At 56.2% G+C, this 15,138-nt stretch carries 16 protein-coding genes; 4 read left to right on the forward strand and 12 right to left on the reverse strand.

Annotation, left to right across the window (positions count from 1 at the left end; translation table 11 throughout):
* Window positions 1–92: 92 nt before the first annotated feature.
* Window positions 93–518 (forward strand): nucleoside triphosphatase NudI, encoded by a 426-nt coding sequence (nudI, locus tag ACMGG3_RS13070; protein ID WP_047956001.1) that lies wholly within the window; start codon window positions 93–95, stop codon window positions 516–518.
* On the opposite strand, the gene ACMGG3_RS13075 is transcribed toward nudI, so the two are convergent.
* On the reverse strand, window positions 490–1,248 hold the full coding sequence (locus ACMGG3_RS13075) for an AraC family transcriptional regulator (protein ID WP_414149229.1): 759 nt from the start codon (window positions 1,246–1,248) through the stop codon (window positions 490–492). The genes nudI and ACMGG3_RS13075 overlap by 29 nt on opposite strands.
* Before the next feature lie 69 nt (window positions 1,249–1,317).
* On the opposite strand from ACMGG3_RS13075, the gene ACMGG3_RS13080 reads away from it, so the two are divergent.
* Window positions 1,318–1,737 (forward strand): nuclear transport factor 2 family protein, encoded by a 420-nt coding sequence (locus ACMGG3_RS13080; RefSeq protein ID WP_185791273.1) that lies wholly within the window; start codon window positions 1,318–1,320, stop codon window positions 1,735–1,737.
* Between the two features lie 2 nt (window positions 1,738–1,739).
* Here the strand turns inward: ACMGG3_RS13080 and ACMGG3_RS13085 are convergent, their stop codons facing one another.
* From ACMGG3_RS13085 to ACMGG3_RS13095, 3 genes are all read right to left on the reverse strand, one after another.
* Complete coding sequence (locus ACMGG3_RS13085; protein WP_063156769.1) at window positions 1,740–2,258, reverse strand: DUF6622 family protein; 519 nt, start codon at window positions 2,256–2,258, stop codon at window positions 1,740–1,742.
* Between the two features lie 85 nt (window positions 2,259–2,343).
* Entirely contained in the window at window positions 2,344–3,525 is a 1,182-nt protein-coding gene (locus ACMGG3_RS13090) for a PLP-dependent aminotransferase family protein (RefSeq protein ID WP_032678814.1), read from the reverse strand.
* Between the two features lie 65 nt (window positions 3,526–3,590).
* Window positions 3,591–4,499 (reverse strand): LysR family transcriptional regulator, encoded by a 909-nt coding sequence (locus tag ACMGG3_RS13095; RefSeq protein ID WP_025203410.1) that lies wholly within the window; start codon window positions 4,497–4,499, stop codon window positions 3,591–3,593.
* Between the two features lie 97 nt (window positions 4,500–4,596).
* Here ACMGG3_RS13095 and ACMGG3_RS13100 point away from each other — a divergent pair, with 97 nt between their 5' ends.
* Window positions 4,597–5,199 (forward strand): short chain dehydrogenase, encoded by a 603-nt coding sequence (locus ACMGG3_RS13100; RefSeq protein WP_414149230.1) that lies wholly within the window; start codon window positions 4,597–4,599, stop codon window positions 5,197–5,199.
* On the opposite strand, the gene ACMGG3_RS13105 is transcribed toward ACMGG3_RS13100, so the two are convergent.
* The 5 genes from ACMGG3_RS13105 to ACMGG3_RS13125 form a co-directional block, all read right to left on the reverse strand.
* Complete coding sequence (locus ACMGG3_RS13105; protein WP_307372749.1) at window positions 5,193–5,927, reverse strand: class I SAM-dependent methyltransferase; 735 nt, start codon at window positions 5,925–5,927, stop codon at window positions 5,193–5,195. The two genes, ACMGG3_RS13100 and ACMGG3_RS13105, sit on opposite strands and share 7 nt — an antisense overlap.
* A 73-nt stretch (window positions 5,928–6,000) precedes the next feature.
* The gene (locus ACMGG3_RS13110) at window positions 6,001–6,999 is read right to left on the reverse strand and encodes a transketolase family protein (RefSeq protein ID WP_020883880.1); all 999 of its coding nucleotides are present in this window, start codon (window positions 6,997–6,999) and stop codon (window positions 6,001–6,003) included.
* The gene (locus ACMGG3_RS13115; RefSeq protein ID WP_279256386.1) at window positions 6,999–7,844 is read right to left on the reverse strand and encodes a transketolase; all 846 of its coding nucleotides are present in this window, start codon (window positions 7,842–7,844) and stop codon (window positions 6,999–7,001) included. The genes ACMGG3_RS13110 and ACMGG3_RS13115 overlap by 1 nt, the downstream gene beginning before the upstream one ends.
* A 12-nt stretch (window positions 7,845–7,856) precedes the next feature.
* Window positions 7,857–8,606 carry an SDR family NAD(P)-dependent oxidoreductase gene (locus ACMGG3_RS13120; protein ID WP_014171297.1) on the reverse strand — a complete coding sequence of 250 codons (750 nt, stop codon included), beginning with the start codon at window positions 8,604–8,606 and terminating at the stop codon, window positions 7,857–7,859.
* Between the two features lie 36 nt (window positions 8,607–8,642).
* Window positions 8,643–9,974 carry an MFS transporter gene (locus ACMGG3_RS13125; RefSeq protein ID WP_014171298.1) on the reverse strand — a complete coding sequence of 444 codons (1,332 nt, stop codon included), beginning with the start codon at window positions 9,972–9,974 and terminating at the stop codon, window positions 8,643–8,645.
* A gap of 281 nt (window positions 9,975–10,255) precedes the next feature.
* On the opposite strand from ACMGG3_RS13125, the gene ACMGG3_RS13130 reads away from it, so the two are divergent.
* Window positions 10,256–11,176 (forward strand): LysR substrate-binding domain-containing protein, encoded by a 921-nt coding sequence (locus tag ACMGG3_RS13130; protein ID WP_020883878.1) that lies wholly within the window; start codon window positions 10,256–10,258, stop codon window positions 11,174–11,176.
* An 18-nt stretch (window positions 11,177–11,194) separates the two neighbouring features.
* Here the strand turns inward: ACMGG3_RS13130 and ACMGG3_RS13135 are convergent, their stop codons facing one another.
* From ACMGG3_RS13135 to ACMGG3_RS13145, 3 genes are read right to left on the reverse strand one after another with little or no spacing between them, the layout of a single operon-like run.
* On the reverse strand, window positions 11,195–12,574 hold the full coding sequence (locus ACMGG3_RS13135) for an amidohydrolase family protein (protein ID WP_414149231.1): 1,380 nt from the start codon (window positions 12,572–12,574) through the stop codon (window positions 11,195–11,197).
* 16 nt (window positions 12,575–12,590) lie between these two features.
* Window positions 12,591–13,541: a carbamate kinase family protein gene (locus ACMGG3_RS13140; RefSeq protein WP_040018939.1), complete on the reverse strand. Its 951-nt coding sequence runs from the start codon at window positions 13,539–13,541 to the stop codon at window positions 12,591–12,593.
* 44 nt (window positions 13,542–13,585) lie between these two features.
* On the reverse strand, window positions 13,586–15,130 hold the full coding sequence (locus tag ACMGG3_RS13145; RefSeq protein ID WP_047742219.1) for a hypothetical protein: 1,545 nt from the start codon (window positions 15,128–15,130) through the stop codon (window positions 13,586–13,588).
* Window positions 15,131–15,138 lie beyond the last annotated feature (8 nt).

Here is a 15,138-nt window from a genome sequence, read left to right on the forward strand (position 1 = left end):
GCTTAAGCCAGCGGCGAAAGTCTGACCTCGTTTACCTTTTCCCTTTCCGCCTTCTGTTAAAATAGCCCAAACTCATTTTTCAGGAAGAAACCATGCGTCAACGAACTATTGTCTGCCCCATCATTCAGAACGACGGGGCGTATCTGCTGTGCAAAATGGCCGATGACCGCGGCGTATTTCCCGGCCAGTGGGCGTTATCGGGCGGCGGGATGGAGCCGGGAGAAACCATGGAGCAGGCGCTGCGCCGTGAAATTCGCGAAGAGCTGGGCGACGCGCTGGAGATCACGGAGGTCAAACCCTGGGCGTTTCGCGACGACATTCGGGTGAAAACCTATGCCGATGGCACCACGGAAGAGATTTATATGATTTACCTGATTTTCGACTGCATCAGCGCAAATCGGCTGGTGACGTTTAACGACGAGTTTCAGGAGGTTGCCTGGGTCCGCCCGGAAGCAATTAAAGCACTGGATCTGAACGAAGCCACGCGCATTACCTTCGCACAGAAGGGGCTTCTTTAAGCGCCCACTGCCCGGGGGTTTTGCCGGTAAAGGCCCTGAAAACCTCAATAAACGCGCTGATACTGTTGTAGCCGCACGACAGCGCGATCCAGCCTACCGGTTTACCTGCTGCCAGCCACTCCATTGCCCGCATTACGCGGGCAAGTTGCCGCCAGTTAACAACGTTCATTCCCGTTTCCGCGCTAAACCGACGGTGGAATGTCCGCACGCTCATTCCCGCAAGGGAGGCATAGTGCTCAACCGTCTGGTTGTCGTCCACACGTTGCATCAGATGGCTGGCTACCTTCTTTAATCGGGGATCGGCTGGCATGGGCAGCAGATAGCGCACCTGACGGCCCCGCGCCAGTTCATCCAGCAGCAGGGTGAGCTTTCGCGGATCGTACCCGCTTCCTTCAGCGTTTAAGCGTGAAAACAGCGCGCTGGTGAGCTCGTCGGGTTCGAAAAGCGTCGTTTCACCGGGCAGCGCGTCACACCCTGCGGGATCCAGATAGATCGCACGACCGTCAATCGCACTTCCGGAAAAGGCAGCATGCTCCTGACCAGGCGGGATCCAGCCGATATGTTGCGCCGGTACAACCGAACGCCCAGACGCTGTTTCGACAACCAGCAGACCCGTCGTAATCCGCCAGAGCTGACCGGCCTGATGGCTGTGCCACGGCGTATGGTATCCACCTGGATGCAAAAGTGTCTCGAAGCTGATCACGTTATTTGGCCGAAAATCGGTATTCATTGGCTTATTACAGAAACTACGTCTCTGTCTGTCAAGGATAATGGCGACTCAACGCAACGAGGAGTCACCATGAACATCATCACCCGCCTGATTACCCAGTCTGACAATGCTATTTTGCGTGAGGAAATGTCCCGTTTACTGACCGGCCTGTTTAAAGGCGAGATTGATCCGAAAGACGTTTTTTCGCCAGCGTATCAGCAGATCACGGACGGTCACTCTCTTGATTATTCTGGCTTTATTCAGCACCTGGAGCACGTGCGTTCGCAGATCCGCGATATCGCCTTCCGCGTGGAACAGATAGGGTGTCATGACACACTGCTGGCTGACCGGCATATCGTGACCGTCACGTATCCCGAAGGCCATCAGGCTGAAATAGAGGTTTATATGTTTGCCACGCTATGCGCAGGAAAAATCTGCCGGATCCACGAAGTCACGCGAGTAGCCAACGGTGAAGCTTCTGCTCGCACGCTGGCCCATGCAACGCGCTAACGTTACTCAGCCGGTTGCGGTGCGCCGCTGAGATACACACTCACATAGCGCGTAAACTTCCCGATAAACACTCCGGCAAATACCCCGCCGGAGACTATCGCCAGCGCGCTCATGGCGGGCTGTTGCAACGTCTGGGGAGAGAGGGCGTTCATCACCCCCAGCACGTATTTCACCCCAAATGCCAGCATCATAAACGGCAGAGCCGTGTTGTCAGGCTGGCGATAAAGGGTACGCGGCGCGTCGGTGCGGGTGATGACCGTCTGCTTAATCAGCACATACCCCAGCGCCGCGCCCGCCACAATCCCCGCAACCCAAAGGGCCACCGTCGCGAGAGTAAGATCGCGATAGACCACCAGATCGTAGATATCCCAGATAAGAAAGATGGCAGGAATGATGGCCAGCCTTTCCAGCGTAACGGTGGCAGGCTTACGGGCATTGAGGCCGCGTGAGATAAGAAAGATAAACAGAACCCACACCCAGACGGGGGTGTGCGTGAGGATACCGATCAGAAATTCAAACATGGGATTCACCATGAACGCTTGCGGCGCTGGCCGCACTGCACAAGTAATGCGCATAACAGCACAGGTGCCATTATGCGCAGGTCTGTTACAGCGATTTTTTCAGGCGACGAACCGCCTCTTTCAGCTCTTCATCGGTTGGCGTGACAAACGACATGCGCAGCGTCGTATGGTCTGGCTCATTGCAAAAGAAGAACTCACCCGGCACAAAAACCACGCCGTTGCTTAACGTTTTTTCCAGCCAGCGCGTGGTGTTGATGCCATTGTTCATTTTGGCCCACAGGAACATTCCGCCCTTCGGCTTATGGAACGACATGACATCACCCAGTTCCGCCTCCAGTTCATTTGCAAAGGTCTGGTATTTCTGGCGGTATGCTTCACGGATCATTTTAATCTGATCGGCCAGACGACCGGTTTTCAGGTACTCATAGGTCATCAGCTGTGACAGCGTGCTGGTGTGCAGATCGGTGGTTTGCTTGAGATTAACCACCGCGCGTTTCAGCCACTCCGGTACCAGCACCCAGCCCACACGAGTGCCCGGGGCGAGGATTTTGGAGAAGGTCGAGGTATAGACGACATTCTCTTCATTGCCGATATCTTTGGCATGGGCAATTAACGGGCGGAACACTTCATCGGTATAATTAATTTCACTGTACGGATCGTCTTCGATAATAACGAAGTCATAGCGCTTCGATAATTCCACCAGCTGTTTACGACGCACCTCAGAAAGCGTTACCCCACCCGGGTTACCAAATGTCGGAACAATATAAACCGCCTTGATGGTTTTATTCGCCACCAGTGCTTCAAGTTCATCCACTTTCATTCCGTCGCCATCGGTGCCCACGGATTCAAATTTGGCCTGTGCCAGACCAAATACCTGCAGTGCCGCGAGATACGTTGGACGTTCGACGACGACGGTATCGCCCGGGTTAATTAACGCCCGCGCCAGCACGTCGAGAGATTGTTGCGAACCGGACGTAATGACCACGTCATCGGCCTTGCAGGAGATCCCACGGCCTTCACAGATGAGCTTAATTTCTTCACGCAGCCCCGGGATGCCTTCGGTCAGACCGTACTGAAAAGCTTCACCAAAATGCTGTGATAATACGGCATCAGCGGCAATTTTCAGGCCTTCATGATCGAACAGTGCAGGGTTAGGAATACCGCCACCCAGCGAAATCACCCCGGCCATTTTGCTATGTTTTAATAATTCACGGATGGCAGATGATTGCAGGCCCTGTGCGCTGCTGGCGAGTTTATTCACAGACATTCTTTGCTTACCTTCTTTTTTATAATGTGCCTAATCTTAGTAGCATAAGTCTGCGGCTTTGATAATTACTTTTCTTCAACGGCATGGCCGAAATATTCCGCGCCCTGCTGAATATGCGCGACAAATTGCGTGAGCTTGGGTAGCGGACGTAAATCCTGGCGCCACAGCAAATGTACCGGTCGTGGCGCAGGCGTATAGTTCTCCAGCACCTGCACCAGCCTGCCGCTCGCCAGCTCTTCCGCCACCAGCACTTCGGGTTGCAGTAATAATCCCGCCCCCGCTCTCGCCGCCATCCGTAGCCCATAGCCATCGTTGCAGCGCAGAATGGCATCGCGCTTCCAGCGCATCTCACCTTCAACCCCCGGCAGCCGCCATTCGTTACGCGTGGTCCACACCGTGTGTGACAGGCAGAGATGATCCGCCAGATCGGCAGGCGTTCGCGGCGTGCCGTAACGCGCCAGATACGCCGGGGCCGCGCAGATCACCATTCGGTACGGGCAGAGGTATTTCGCCACCAGATCGTCGTTATGAATGTCACCGATGCGAATGGCCAGATCGACCCCTTCATCCACCAGATCCACCATCCGGTTGGTCAGATCCAGCTCCACGCGCACGTCCGGGTAGCGCTGCAAAAAGGTCGCCGTGAGGGGGGCTATCACACAACCGCCAAACGAGGTGGGCGCCGTGACCCGCAAGGTCCCGGCTGGGGCGGCACGCAGTCGCTCAACCGCGCTTTCGGCGATAGAGACCTGCTCCAGCACCCGCTTCGCCTCGTCGAAATAGACCCGCCCGGCGTCCGTCAGACTTTGACGCCGCGTGTTTCGCTCCAGCAGCCGGGTGCCGAGCTGAGACTCCAGTAACGCTATGTACTTCCCCACCATCACCGCCGACATCTCCAGCCGGCCTGCCGCGCCGGTAAAACTGCCGCTCTCAACGACAGCAATGAAGGTCTCCATGCTGCGAAGCTTATCCATATTCCAAACCCCTGGTTAGCAATCCTCTAACTTTAGCCCAGTTTATCTGAGTTTTGATTTATTAAAGAATGAAGGCTCACAACCTAAGGAGTCAGCTATGAAAATCGTGATTATTGGTGCCAGCGGTACGGTCGGTCGTGCGGTAACAGAAGAGCTGAGCCGTCGCCACGACGTGATCCGCGTGGGTCGCACGCAGGGCGACTACCAGGTGGATATCACCTCTCAGGCCAGCGTGCAGGCATTGTTTGAAAACATCGGAGCGGTGGATGCGATTGTCTCTGCCAGTGGCGGCCTGCACTTCGGCCCGCTCGCGACCATGAAAGACAGCGATTTCAACCAGGGCTTGCAGGATAAGCTGCTGGGACAGGTTCGTCTGGCGTTGACCGGCCAGCATTATCTCAACGAAGGCGGCTCCATCACCCTGATAAGCGGGATCGTGGCGCATGAGCCTATCGCTCAGGGGGTGAATGCCACCACGGTGAATGCCGCCCTGGAAGGGTTTGTCCGCGCCGCGGCCTGTGAACTCCCGCGCGGGATCCGCATCAACCTGATTAGCCCGACGGTACTTACCGAATCAGCAAAAGCGTACGATGGCTTCTTCCCGGGCTTTGAAAGTGTTCCCGCCGCAACGGTGGCGCAGGCCTATCGTCGCAGCGTGGAAGGGGTGCAGAATGGACGAGTGTATAAAGTGGGTTACTGAGCCTTAGCGGCAGAAATCAGGACTAGCATCGGACGTTCCGCCTCTTCGGCCAGCGCGGGCCAGGCATCAATTTGTGCCTGCGTTGGTCCCCATTCGTTCACTTCCGTTATTGTCAGCCCCGCCTTAATAAGCGCATTGAGCGTGGTACCGAGCGTACGGTGGTATTTGATCACCCCGTCCGCCAGCCAGTTGCTGACGCGCTCGCCCTCATCCTGATAGCGATTAACGCCCCAGAAACGCTCGCCGTTGTCGTCGGTCAGCCAGCCCTGACGTGTGGCGCAGGTGTAAATCGGATGTTCCATTGAAAAGACGAGGCTGCCGCCGGGTTTAAGCGCCCGCCGGATTTGCTCAAACAGGGTCTCCAGCGCCGGCAGGTAGTGCAGCGCCAGTGAACTGTAGATCAAATCAACGCTGTGCTCAGGTAACGCCAGAGATGCCAGATCGCTGCGCTGATACTGTATTTGCACGTCGTCCGTCAGTTCAGCCGCCCGGGCGAGCATCTTTTCGGAGAGATCAACGCCGGTCACTTCTGCCGCCCCCAGCGCGCGTGCAGCGCGACAGAACCAGCCGTAACCGCAGCCAAGATCGATAACTGACTTGCCGGATAACGGTGGCAGCATGCTTTTCAGCGCAGGCCATTCCGGTGCGCCGTCCAGACCCTGCACCGAACGCGGTAGCCGGGCATAGCCTTCAAAAAAGGCCGGGTTGTCGTAGATGTTTTGTGCCATGACGGACTCCTTTATCGCAACAGAGGCGAGGGTAAAACACCCCTCGCCCGTTGACAACATACCCGTCTGAAAATCAGAGCCTGCGCCGGATCTTCTCCACCATGGCGGCAGTCGAAATCCCGTAACGCGCGTGAAGGGTCGGTAGCGCACCCGCATCAAGGAACGCATCCGGCAACGCAACGGTATCAAAGTCGACGTTAACGCGATGGCGCATCAACAGCGACGCCACGGCTTCACAAAGCCCGCCAACGCTACTGTGGTTTTCAGCCACAATAACCAGACGTCCGGGTTTCGCGGCTTGCGCCAGAATGGTCGCTTCATCCAGGGGCTTAATCGTGGGTGAGTGAAGTACCGCCACGCTGACATTATCCTTGCGCAACTGCTTTGCCGCCTCCAGTGCGCGCATGGTCATCAGCCCTGAGGCGATAATCAGCACATCACTGCCCTCTTCCAGCAGCGCGGCTTTGCCTATTTCAAACCGATAATTGTACTGATCCAGCACCACCGGGACCTTACCGCGTAACAAACGCATATAAACCGGTCCTTCGTGGCTGGCAATGGCAGGCACCGCCTGTTCGGTGTCAATCGCATCGCAAGGATCGATAATGGTCATGCCCGGAATGCCGCGCATGATCGCAATATCTTCCGTTGCCTGATGGCTTGGCCCGTAGCCGGTGGTCAACCCCGGCAGCGCGGCGCAAATCTTGACGTTGAGGTGTTCCTCAGCAATGACCTGATGAATAAAATCGTAGGCACGGCGGGTGGCGAACACGGCATAGGTGGTGGCAAAGGGAATAAAGCCCTCTTTGGCCATCCCACCTGCCGCCCCCATTAACAGCTGTTCCGCCATTCCCATCTGAAAGAAACGTTCAGGGTATGCCTGAGCAAAGATATGCAGGTCGGTATATTTCGATAAATCTGCCGTCATGCCGACAATGTTCTGGCGTTGAGCCGCCAGTTTCACCAGCGCGTGGCCAAACGGCGCGGCCCGGGTTTCCTGCCCTTCCTCTGCAATCGAGGCAATCATGGCGGAGGTGGTTAAACGCGGTTTATTTTCGACGGGCTGGCTCATTACAGGGCTCCTTCTGGTTTATTTGCATCGAGCACGGCGAGCGCCTGTTGCCACTCATCGGCATCCACACGAATAAAATGGTTCTTGTCACGCTGCTCGAGGAAAGGCACGCCCTTGCCCATCAGCGTGTCGCACAAGATGACACGCGGCTGTTGTTCGGGATAGCGTCTGGCATTATCAAACGCCGACACCAGCGCGGGGATATCGTTACCGTTAACGCGTTGTACATACCAGCCAAAGGAGGTCCACTTATCTTCCAGCGGCTCAAAACCGAGGATGTTATGTGAATTACCGTCCGCCTGTTGCCGGTTAATGTCCACCAGCACAATCAGATTCGAGAGCCCATGATGCGCGGCTGACATGGCGGCTTCCCAGGTTGAACCTTCGTCCAGCTCACCGTCAGACATGGAGTTAATTACCCACGCCGTGCTCTGTTTGTGCTTCAGCCCCAGCGCCATTCCCACACCAATGCTGAGTCCCTGCCCCAGAGAACCGCCGGAGATCTCCATGCCGGGTGTATACGTTGCCATGCCGGACATCGGCAGGCGGCTGTCATCCGAGCCGTAGGTTTCAAGTTCCTCTTCAGGAACGATCCCCGCCTCGATCAGCGCCGCATAATACGCAATGGCGTAATGTCCGTGGGAGAGCAGGAAGCGGTCGCGGCCTTCCCACTCCGGCTCCTGAGCCCTGAAGGTCATACCGTGCGCAAACGCAGTTGCCAGCACGTCGGCATAGCCCAGCGCCTGACCGATATAGCCCTGACCTTGTACTTCGCCCATTCGCAGCGCGTAGCGGCGAATGCGCCACGCGGCCGCGGCAACCTGTTGAACTGTCGTATTCGTCATTCTCGTCTCCCCTTAATGGATCAGCATGCCGCCGTTCACGTCGAGCGTGATACCGGTGGAATAAGAAGAGAGATCGCTCCCCAGGAACAGCGCGGCACGGGCAACATCCTGTGCATCACCAAGACGGTTGAGCGGAATACCCGCCAGAATGGCGGTTTTCATCTCATCGCTCAGCTTGCCAGCGGTGATGTCCGTCTGGATAAGCCCCGGGGTGATGCAGTTCACGCGCACGTTATCCGGCCCAAGCTCACGGGCCATGGCTTTGGCCAGCCCCAGCACGCCGGCTTTTGCAGCGCTGTAGTGCGGGCCGCCAAAAATACCGCCGCCGCGCTGTGCCGAAACTGAAGAGATACAGACAATGCTGCCGGACTTCTGTGCGCGCAGAGTGGGAATCACCGCCTGGGACATCAGCAGCGTACCGCGCAGGCTGACATCCAGTACGGCATCGTAATTGTCGCGCTTAATATCCATCAGTTTGAGCGGCTGGGTTATCCCGGCGTTATTCACCAGAATGTCGATGCGCCCATATTTACCCAGAACCTGCTCAATGGCTGCGTTCACCTGCAACTCGTTGCTGACGTTTGCCGCAAGCCCCAGATGCCCTTCACCCAGACATGCAGCCGCACGCTGGCTGGCCTCGGCATCTAAATCAATAATGACCACTTTCGCGCCCTGCTCGGCATATAATTTTGCCGTGGCGAAACCCAAACCGCGCACAGAAGCCGCGCCGGTAATCACGGCGACTTTATCTTTCAGAAGCATATATTTACTCCAGTATTGTAAGAGAGGTTTTATTTATTATTTCGGTTCTTCCAGCAAGATAATCATGACTAAGCCAATTGCTGCGCAAATACCGAAATAAATAAAGACAGAATTAAAGCTTCCAGTTTTATCCAGCAGATAACCTGCCAGCATCGGCGAAACAAATCCGCCGAGATTGCCGCCGCTATTAATAATTGATGCGGCGATGGGATACGTTTTGCTGTCCGCGACGGCCATTCCATAAGCGGTGAAGGCGGGCCAGCCTATATTCAGACAGAGACCAACAAAAAAGAGGCCGACACAAACCGCAACGGTGCTTTGCGGGATATTCAGCATGATGACCATCATCAGTACGGTGCTGATGGCTGTAAACATCATGGTCGGTTTACGCCTGCGCCCGAGCCATTTATCGGAGACATAGCCGCCAAAAATCGCGCCGATAAAACCGCCGATACACGGCATACTCGCGACGAGGCCCATACTCATGAACGTAAAGCCTTTTTCTTTCACCAGATAAAGCGGTATCCAGGTCAACAGGCCATACAGCACGCTGACCATCATGAAGTAGGCCACACAGTCACCGAGAATATTTTTCGATGTGAACAGACCTTTTACCGTGCTGATGGGCGACAGATCCCGTACGCGAATCAGACGGTCAAGGCGGGAGAAGCCGGGGGAAATCACGATATTTTCCCGTCTGGCATCCGGTGTCGCCTGACCTGCGGTAATGGTCTCCAGTTCGCCCTTTGACACGAAAGGGCTCTCGGAAGGCCGGGTACGTACCAGTAAATACCACAGGACAGCAATGACCAGCCCCGGAATGGCAAAAGAGAAAAAGACCCAGCGCCAGCCCCATGTCATGGCAATCCACACTGCCAGCGGCGGCACCAGGATGGGGGCAAACATGGTGGCAGCAATATAGACGCCGGTCGCCGTGGCCTTCTCTTTTGGTGGAAACCAGTTATTGATCGTTGATGCCAACCCCACCGGGCATGGCCCCTCGGTTAACCCCAGCCCCAGGCGGATAAACTTCAGGCCCAGCACTGAGGTCGCAGTCCCCATCAACCAGGTAAACGCCGAGAAGCCAAATATCGACAGCGCCACCATCCCGCGAATACCCTTTTTGGCGATAAAAAAGCCCGCCGGTATTTGGCTCAGGGCGTATCCCAAAAAGAACATACTGGCGATCGCACCGGCTTCGAAATTATTGATATGAAACTCGTCGATGATAAAAGGAAGTACAGCACCAATATTTGTTCGGTCGGCATAGTTAATGGCATACACAATAAATATTAATGCCAGCACAACGAAACGGTAATTGGTTTTCTTTGTCGCTATGTAGGGGGCAACTTGTTCTATACGAGACATGTTTTACCTCATTATTCGAACAACGTGAGTCGTTTTATTTATGCGTTCAACGTCAATATATCGGCTATCGAACGAAACACCATTCAATAAAACTCATTTATTGCTGAGATAAATTTGATACGCGATGCAGGTCATAAAAATAAAATGTAACTCTCATCAATATTCATCGATAAAACACTGTGAACAGGATCATGTTTAATCCATTCAGCCGGGTAAAAATTGCTGACGCGATGCCGCAATGTTATGTTTTTTAAAATTGTCTCGTTTAAAAGGAGTGAGCCATGCCCGCGCAGGATCGCCAGACCCTCCCCATACCCTCGCTGCGAAATATTCAGTCCTTTATCGCCGTGGCCAACTCTCTCAGTATCCATCTGGCGGCCGAACAGCTTAACGTCACCGCGTCAGCCGTCAGTCATCAGATCGCCTCGCTGGAATCCTGGATGGGGAAGAAGTTATTTATCCGCAGCGGCAAAGGCGTGACCCTGACCCCGACGGGGGAAAAATATCTGCGCGACGTCTCCGCAGCGATGAGCGCCATCGGCCGTGCAACCGAACAGGTGATGAAAGAGGCCGATAATCCGGTATTGCGCGTTCACTCTTCACCAACGTTTGGCCTGACGTGGTTATTGCGCCGGCTCGGCAAATTTCGCAGTGAATACCCGGATATTACGGTCAATCTTTCCTGCTCCTATGAGAACCTGCAGTTTGCACGCGATAACATCGATATTGATATTCGCCACGGCATCCCGGACTGGGACGCTTACAGGGTCATGACCATTAAAAACGATGCGCTGGTGGTGCTGGCCTCACCGGCATATCTGCGTGCACATCCCGTCAACACGCCGCAGGACCTGCTTTCACAGGCGCTTATCTCGTCGACCAGCACTCTCGTCAACTGGGAAAAATGGTTTGCCTGGCACAATATCGACCGCCCCTGGCTCAACTTCAGCCTGAGTTTTGATCGTTCTTACATGAGCTTTGAAGCCGCGCGCATGGGGCTGGGATTTATTCTGGAAAGCAAGATGATGGCCACCGATCACCTGAACGATGGCTCCCTGGTGCAGGTGCTACCAGATGAAACGGGGATCGCCATTAATGCGCATCATCTGGTGATGCCGCACATGAACGAACGCACCTGGAAGATCCAGCAGTTTGTTGAATGGATTGATCGCGAGCTGCGTCTGTCGGGGTATCACCTGTAGCAATACCACGACGTGGCGTCAGGAGACGGTGCCCCACACAAGATGGCCCTTATGGAAGGTCGCGGTACGCGGTGAAATCCGCGCCACGGCCTCGGCGGAACAGGAAGCGTCCACCAGCACAAAGCTGGCATCGTCCTGCGCTTTTGGCCACACGCGCTCGCCTTTGTCGTTCAACGGCAGCACATCACCGGTGGCGATACCCAGCGCGCGGGAGAGCGTCTGTTCATTCGGGCGAATATAGAGCTGGGCGTAAAGATTGGCTTTTTCCAGCATATCCCCCAGCCCATACGGCGACCAGTGGTCAATGACGCTGTCGGTGCCGGTCATGACGAACACCCCCTTGTCACGGAGTTGCTTCAGCGGCATATGCAGGGTGCCAATCGGCACCGTAGAGGCAATGGTCACCTGCTGCGCCGCCATGCGGGTGGCGATTTCATCGACCTGCTGCTCGTTGAGCGTGGCCAGCGCGAAGGCATGGCTGATGGTCAGTTTCCCCTTCAGCACGGGCGTTTTCTCCACGGTCTCTACCATGTAGTTCACCGCCGCGACGCCTGCCGGGCTGGTTTCATGCAGGTGGATGTCCACCCCTTTATCATAATCCAGCGCAATCTGGAACATCGTGTCGAGGGATTTTTCCATCGCACCGTCCACGTTAGTCGGATCCAGACCGCCCACGTAGTGTGCGCCAGCCTGCATGGCCTCGCGCATCAGCGTTTCGGAGTGCGATAACAGCAAGCCGTGCTGCGGGAAGGCGACAATTTCACAGTCAAACCCCGGCTTGCGGCGCGCTAAGACGGCCTGGAGATTTTCCAGATTCTTCAGGCCGGATGTCGGCTCAATATTGCAATGGCTGCGGGCGAGGGTGGAGCCTTTCGACTGGATTAGATCGATAAGCTTTTCCGCACGCTCCTGCGTGTAGGGCTGTAACTCTGGCAGCAATTTTTGTTCAAGACGGATCATGTCCTGAATGGTCGTGCCCGCCGGGCGGTTAAGGGAATGCCAGGGACCACCGTAAAAGGTTTTATCCAGGTGGATATGCATGTCGCGCATTGCCGGCAGCATCAGCTTACTGCCTGCATCATAGTGTGGCAGTGTGGCATCGCCATGGCTTTTGTTATCACGCAGGGCGACAATTTTGCCGTCATTAATTTCGAGTGTTTTCAGTTCGGTGCGGGTGCTTATCGCCACGCCGCCGTCAACGTTGAACCCGGCCTCCAGCAGCACGTTATCCAGGTAGTAGTGTCTGGCGGTAATGTTCATCGGTTTGCCTGTCTCACAACGTGGTTTCGCAGTCTCTGCAGCATACGCGACGGAGCCAGTGGTGCCAAACAGGGCGCAGGCGGTAACCATTTTGCCGCTCTGGCTAATAAACTCGCGTCGGCTTTTATTCTCACTCATCTTCTCTTCCTTTTACTTACGCATTCACAATGTGGGTACCGGTCTCACCGCGCAGCGCCGCAGGCAGGCAGTCCGGCGAGGTGATGATCACGCGCTTGCCGCCGTCGTTCAGAAACGCCAGCGAGGCGACGATTTTCGGCAGCATGCTGCCCGCTGGGAAGTGCCCCGCCGCCACGTAGCGTTTCATCTGCGCCACATTCACCGTATCCAGCGCCTGCTGGTCTGGCTTACCAAAGTTGATGCACACTTTCTCCACCCCGGTGGTGATCACCAGCACGTCGGCATGGATCTCGCGGGCCAGCAGCGCGGTCGAGAGATCCTTATCAATCACCGCATCGACGCTCTGGTAATCCCCCTGCGCTGTGCGCACCACCGGAATACCACCACCGCCCGCCCCGATCACCACAAAGCCTTTTTGCGTCAGGGTCTTGATAGCCTCCGCTTCAACGATACGCAGCGGCTGCGGTGAGGCCACCACCCGGCGATAACCGCGCCCGGCGTCTTCAACAAAATGCCAGTCAGGATGGGCACGCTGGAGCGCATCACGCTGCGTCTCACTGAAAAACGCGCCGATAGGTTTGGTGGGATGGGCGAAACCCGGATCGTGTTTATCCACTTCCACCTGCGTGACGACCGTGACCGCTTTTTGCTCGCCGTGGGCGGCCATGCGGTTATTGAGCGCCTGCTGGATCAGGTAGCCGATACCGCCCTGGGTATCCGCCACGCAGTTTGCCAGCGGCGTGAGGGGTAGCCCTTCCCGCTCGTGAGCAATTTCAGCGCGGCGCAGATCCAGCCCCACCTGGGGGCCGTTGCCGTGAGTGAGCACGATGTCATAGTCAGACGCCAGCATCTCCAGCACTGACTCTGCAACCAATTTCACGGCCTGTGACTGGTGTTCAATGGACTGACTGGCGTTATCTTTGATAATGCTGTTGCCGCCAATGGCGACGACCATGAGCTCTTTCATAGTGTTTCCTTTGAAATGGTGCGGGGTGAGGACATCAGCCATTATCAGGACTCCGAAACCGGCGCTGCCGCGCTCACCACGTCGCGGCTATCAAGAAAATGTTTCACCACAAACATGCCCCCCATCATCAGGTAGGCCGTGACAAACATCAGCGAACTGCCTTCGGCAAAGCCAACCACGGGCGCGTGGATCACGCCGAACAGCGCCAGCAACGCCCCAACGGCGGCGGCCACGGCTCCGCGCAGCGGTTTGTTGATGATGGCGAAGATAGCGATGCAGCCCCACAGCATACTGGCGAGCGGTGCGCCGTTACCCAGATGCACCAGTCCCTGGTAGTAGATCCCTTTGCTGTGCAGCACGTCGGTGCCAATTTTCGCCGCACTGGTCCCCGCCGCGCCCATCACGCTGTTCATCATGGTCAACGCCCAGTTGGCGATCCACGGGAACAGGCAGATGAAGATCACGGGGACCTCCACTTTGGGCGTTTCCCTTACTACCTGGTTGGCGGTCACCACCCCGATAAACACCAGAATCGGCACGATGGCGGTCATCGGTATGATGGCGAGCATAAACGCCCCCAGCCCGAACAGCGGCACGATAAACATGGTCACACCGGAGGCCAGCGTGTAGCCAATGCTGGCCCCCATCGCTTTCCAGCCCGCGTGGCCGACGTAAACCGTCACCGGGAACGGGTTACCCATCAGACACCCGAGCATGGAGGCCAGCCCGTTTGCCAGCATCACCTTGCGGGTCGGGTACTCATCCCCCGCCGCGTGGGCGCTTTCGATGTTTTCCAGGTCAAAAATGTAGTTCGCCAGACCCAGCGGGACGGCAGAGGCCAGGTACGGTAATGCGTGTGGCAGTCCCTGCATAAAGCTGTCGACATGCACTTCCGGCGGGTTAAAGCCAAACGACGACATTGAGGCTTTGATGGCCTCCGGGCTTTGCAGACCGGAGATCCACGCCAGCGCGGTACCGGCAATCAGCAAGAGCAGGCCGGTCGGGATTTTGGCGAAGATCGGCTTTTTACCAAACCAGTTAATAAAGATCAGCAGCAGCACGATGAACGACACGGTAGGTGCCTCAAACGCCTGCAGCATCGGGTTCATCGCCAGCAGCAGCAGGCCCAGCCCGGACAGGCACGACAGCAGGACGGTGCGCGGGATCATCTTGCGGATGGTTTCCCCCAGGAACGAACCGCCCGCCAGAATCATCGCCTCCACGAAGCACCACACCAGACCAATCTGGATAGCGAAATCCGCATCACCGGTTTGCTGGTAGACCGGCATCAGCACCAGAAAGGTCACGGTGAAAATTGACGGCGCGCTTGGGCCAGACGGCAACGCGGTGACATCCGTACGCCCGGTCTGGCGCGCCATCTGCAGGCCAAACCACGCGTAGCAGACGCTCGCGACCAGCACCGCCAGCCCGAAGGCTGGCGCAATGCGTCCATAAACAATCTCCTTCGGGATGCCGACGACAAAAATGAGCAGCCCCATCATGGTCAGCAAATTGGTCAGGTTGTTGGTCATCAACCCGAAATACGCCGCCCAGTCACCTCTTTTCCACTCCAGTTTCATGTTTTTCATGGATGCAT

Source organism: Enterobacter sp. BNK-18 (assembly GCF_047456135.1).
GTDB lineage: Bacteria > Pseudomonadota > Gammaproteobacteria > Enterobacterales > Enterobacteriaceae > Enterobacter > Enterobacter ludwigii.

Coding starts and splice junctions, on each gene's coding strand:
- ACMGG3_RS13110 (WP_020883880.1), bottom strand. CDS start 6,999: ATGAGCCAGCCCGTCGAAAATAAACCGCGTTTAACCACCTCCGCCATG.
- ACMGG3_RS13140 (WP_040018939.1), bottom strand. CDS start 13,541: ATGAAAGAGCTCATGGTCGTCGCCATTGGCGGCAACAGCATTATCAAA.
- ACMGG3_RS13115 (WP_279256386.1), bottom strand. CDS start 7,844: ATGACGAATACGACAGTTCAACAGGTTGCCGCGGCCGCGTGGCGCATT.
- ACMGG3_RS13075 (WP_414149229.1), bottom strand. CDS start 1,248: ATGAATACCGATTTTCGGCCAAATAACGTGATCAGCTTCGAGACACTT.
- ACMGG3_RS13145 (WP_047742219.1), bottom strand. CDS start 15,130: ATGAAAAACATGAAACTGGAGTGGAAAAGAGGTGACTGGGCGGCGTAT.
- ACMGG3_RS13085 (WP_063156769.1), bottom strand. CDS start 2,258: ATGTTTGAATTTCTGATCGGTATCCTCACGCACACCCCCGTCTGGGTG.
- ACMGG3_RS13125 (WP_014171298.1), bottom strand. CDS start 9,974: ATGTCTCGTATAGAACAAGTTGCCCCCTACATAGCGACAAAGAAAACC.
- nudI (WP_047956001.1), top strand. CDS start 93: ATGCGTCAACGAACTATTGTCTGCCCCATCATTCAGAACGACGGGGCG.
- ACMGG3_RS13095 (WP_025203410.1), bottom strand. CDS start 4,499: ATGGATAAGCTTCGCAGCATGGAGACCTTCATTGCTGTCGTTGAGAGC.
- ACMGG3_RS13120 (WP_014171297.1), bottom strand. CDS start 8,606: ATGCTTCTGAAAGATAAAGTCGCCGTGATTACCGGCGCGGCTTCTGTG.
- ACMGG3_RS13090 (WP_032678814.1), bottom strand. CDS start 3,525: ATGTCTGTGAATAAACTCGCCAGCAGCGCACAGGGCCTGCAATCATCT.
- ACMGG3_RS13105 (WP_307372749.1), bottom strand. CDS start 5,927: ATGGCACAAAACATCTACGACAACCCGGCCTTTTTTGAAGGCTATGCC.
- ACMGG3_RS13080 (WP_185791273.1), top strand. CDS start 1,318: ATGAACATCATCACCCGCCTGATTACCCAGTCTGACAATGCTATTTTG.
- ACMGG3_RS13135 (WP_414149231.1), bottom strand. CDS start 12,574: ATGAGTGAGAATAAAAGCCGACGCGAGTTTATTAGCCAGAGCGGCAAA.
- ACMGG3_RS13130 (WP_020883878.1), top strand. CDS start 10,256: ATGCCCGCGCAGGATCGCCAGACCCTCCCCATACCCTCGCTGCGAAAT.
- ACMGG3_RS13100 (WP_414149230.1), top strand. CDS start 4,597: ATGAAAATCGTGATTATTGGTGCCAGCGGTACGGTCGGTCGTGCGGTA.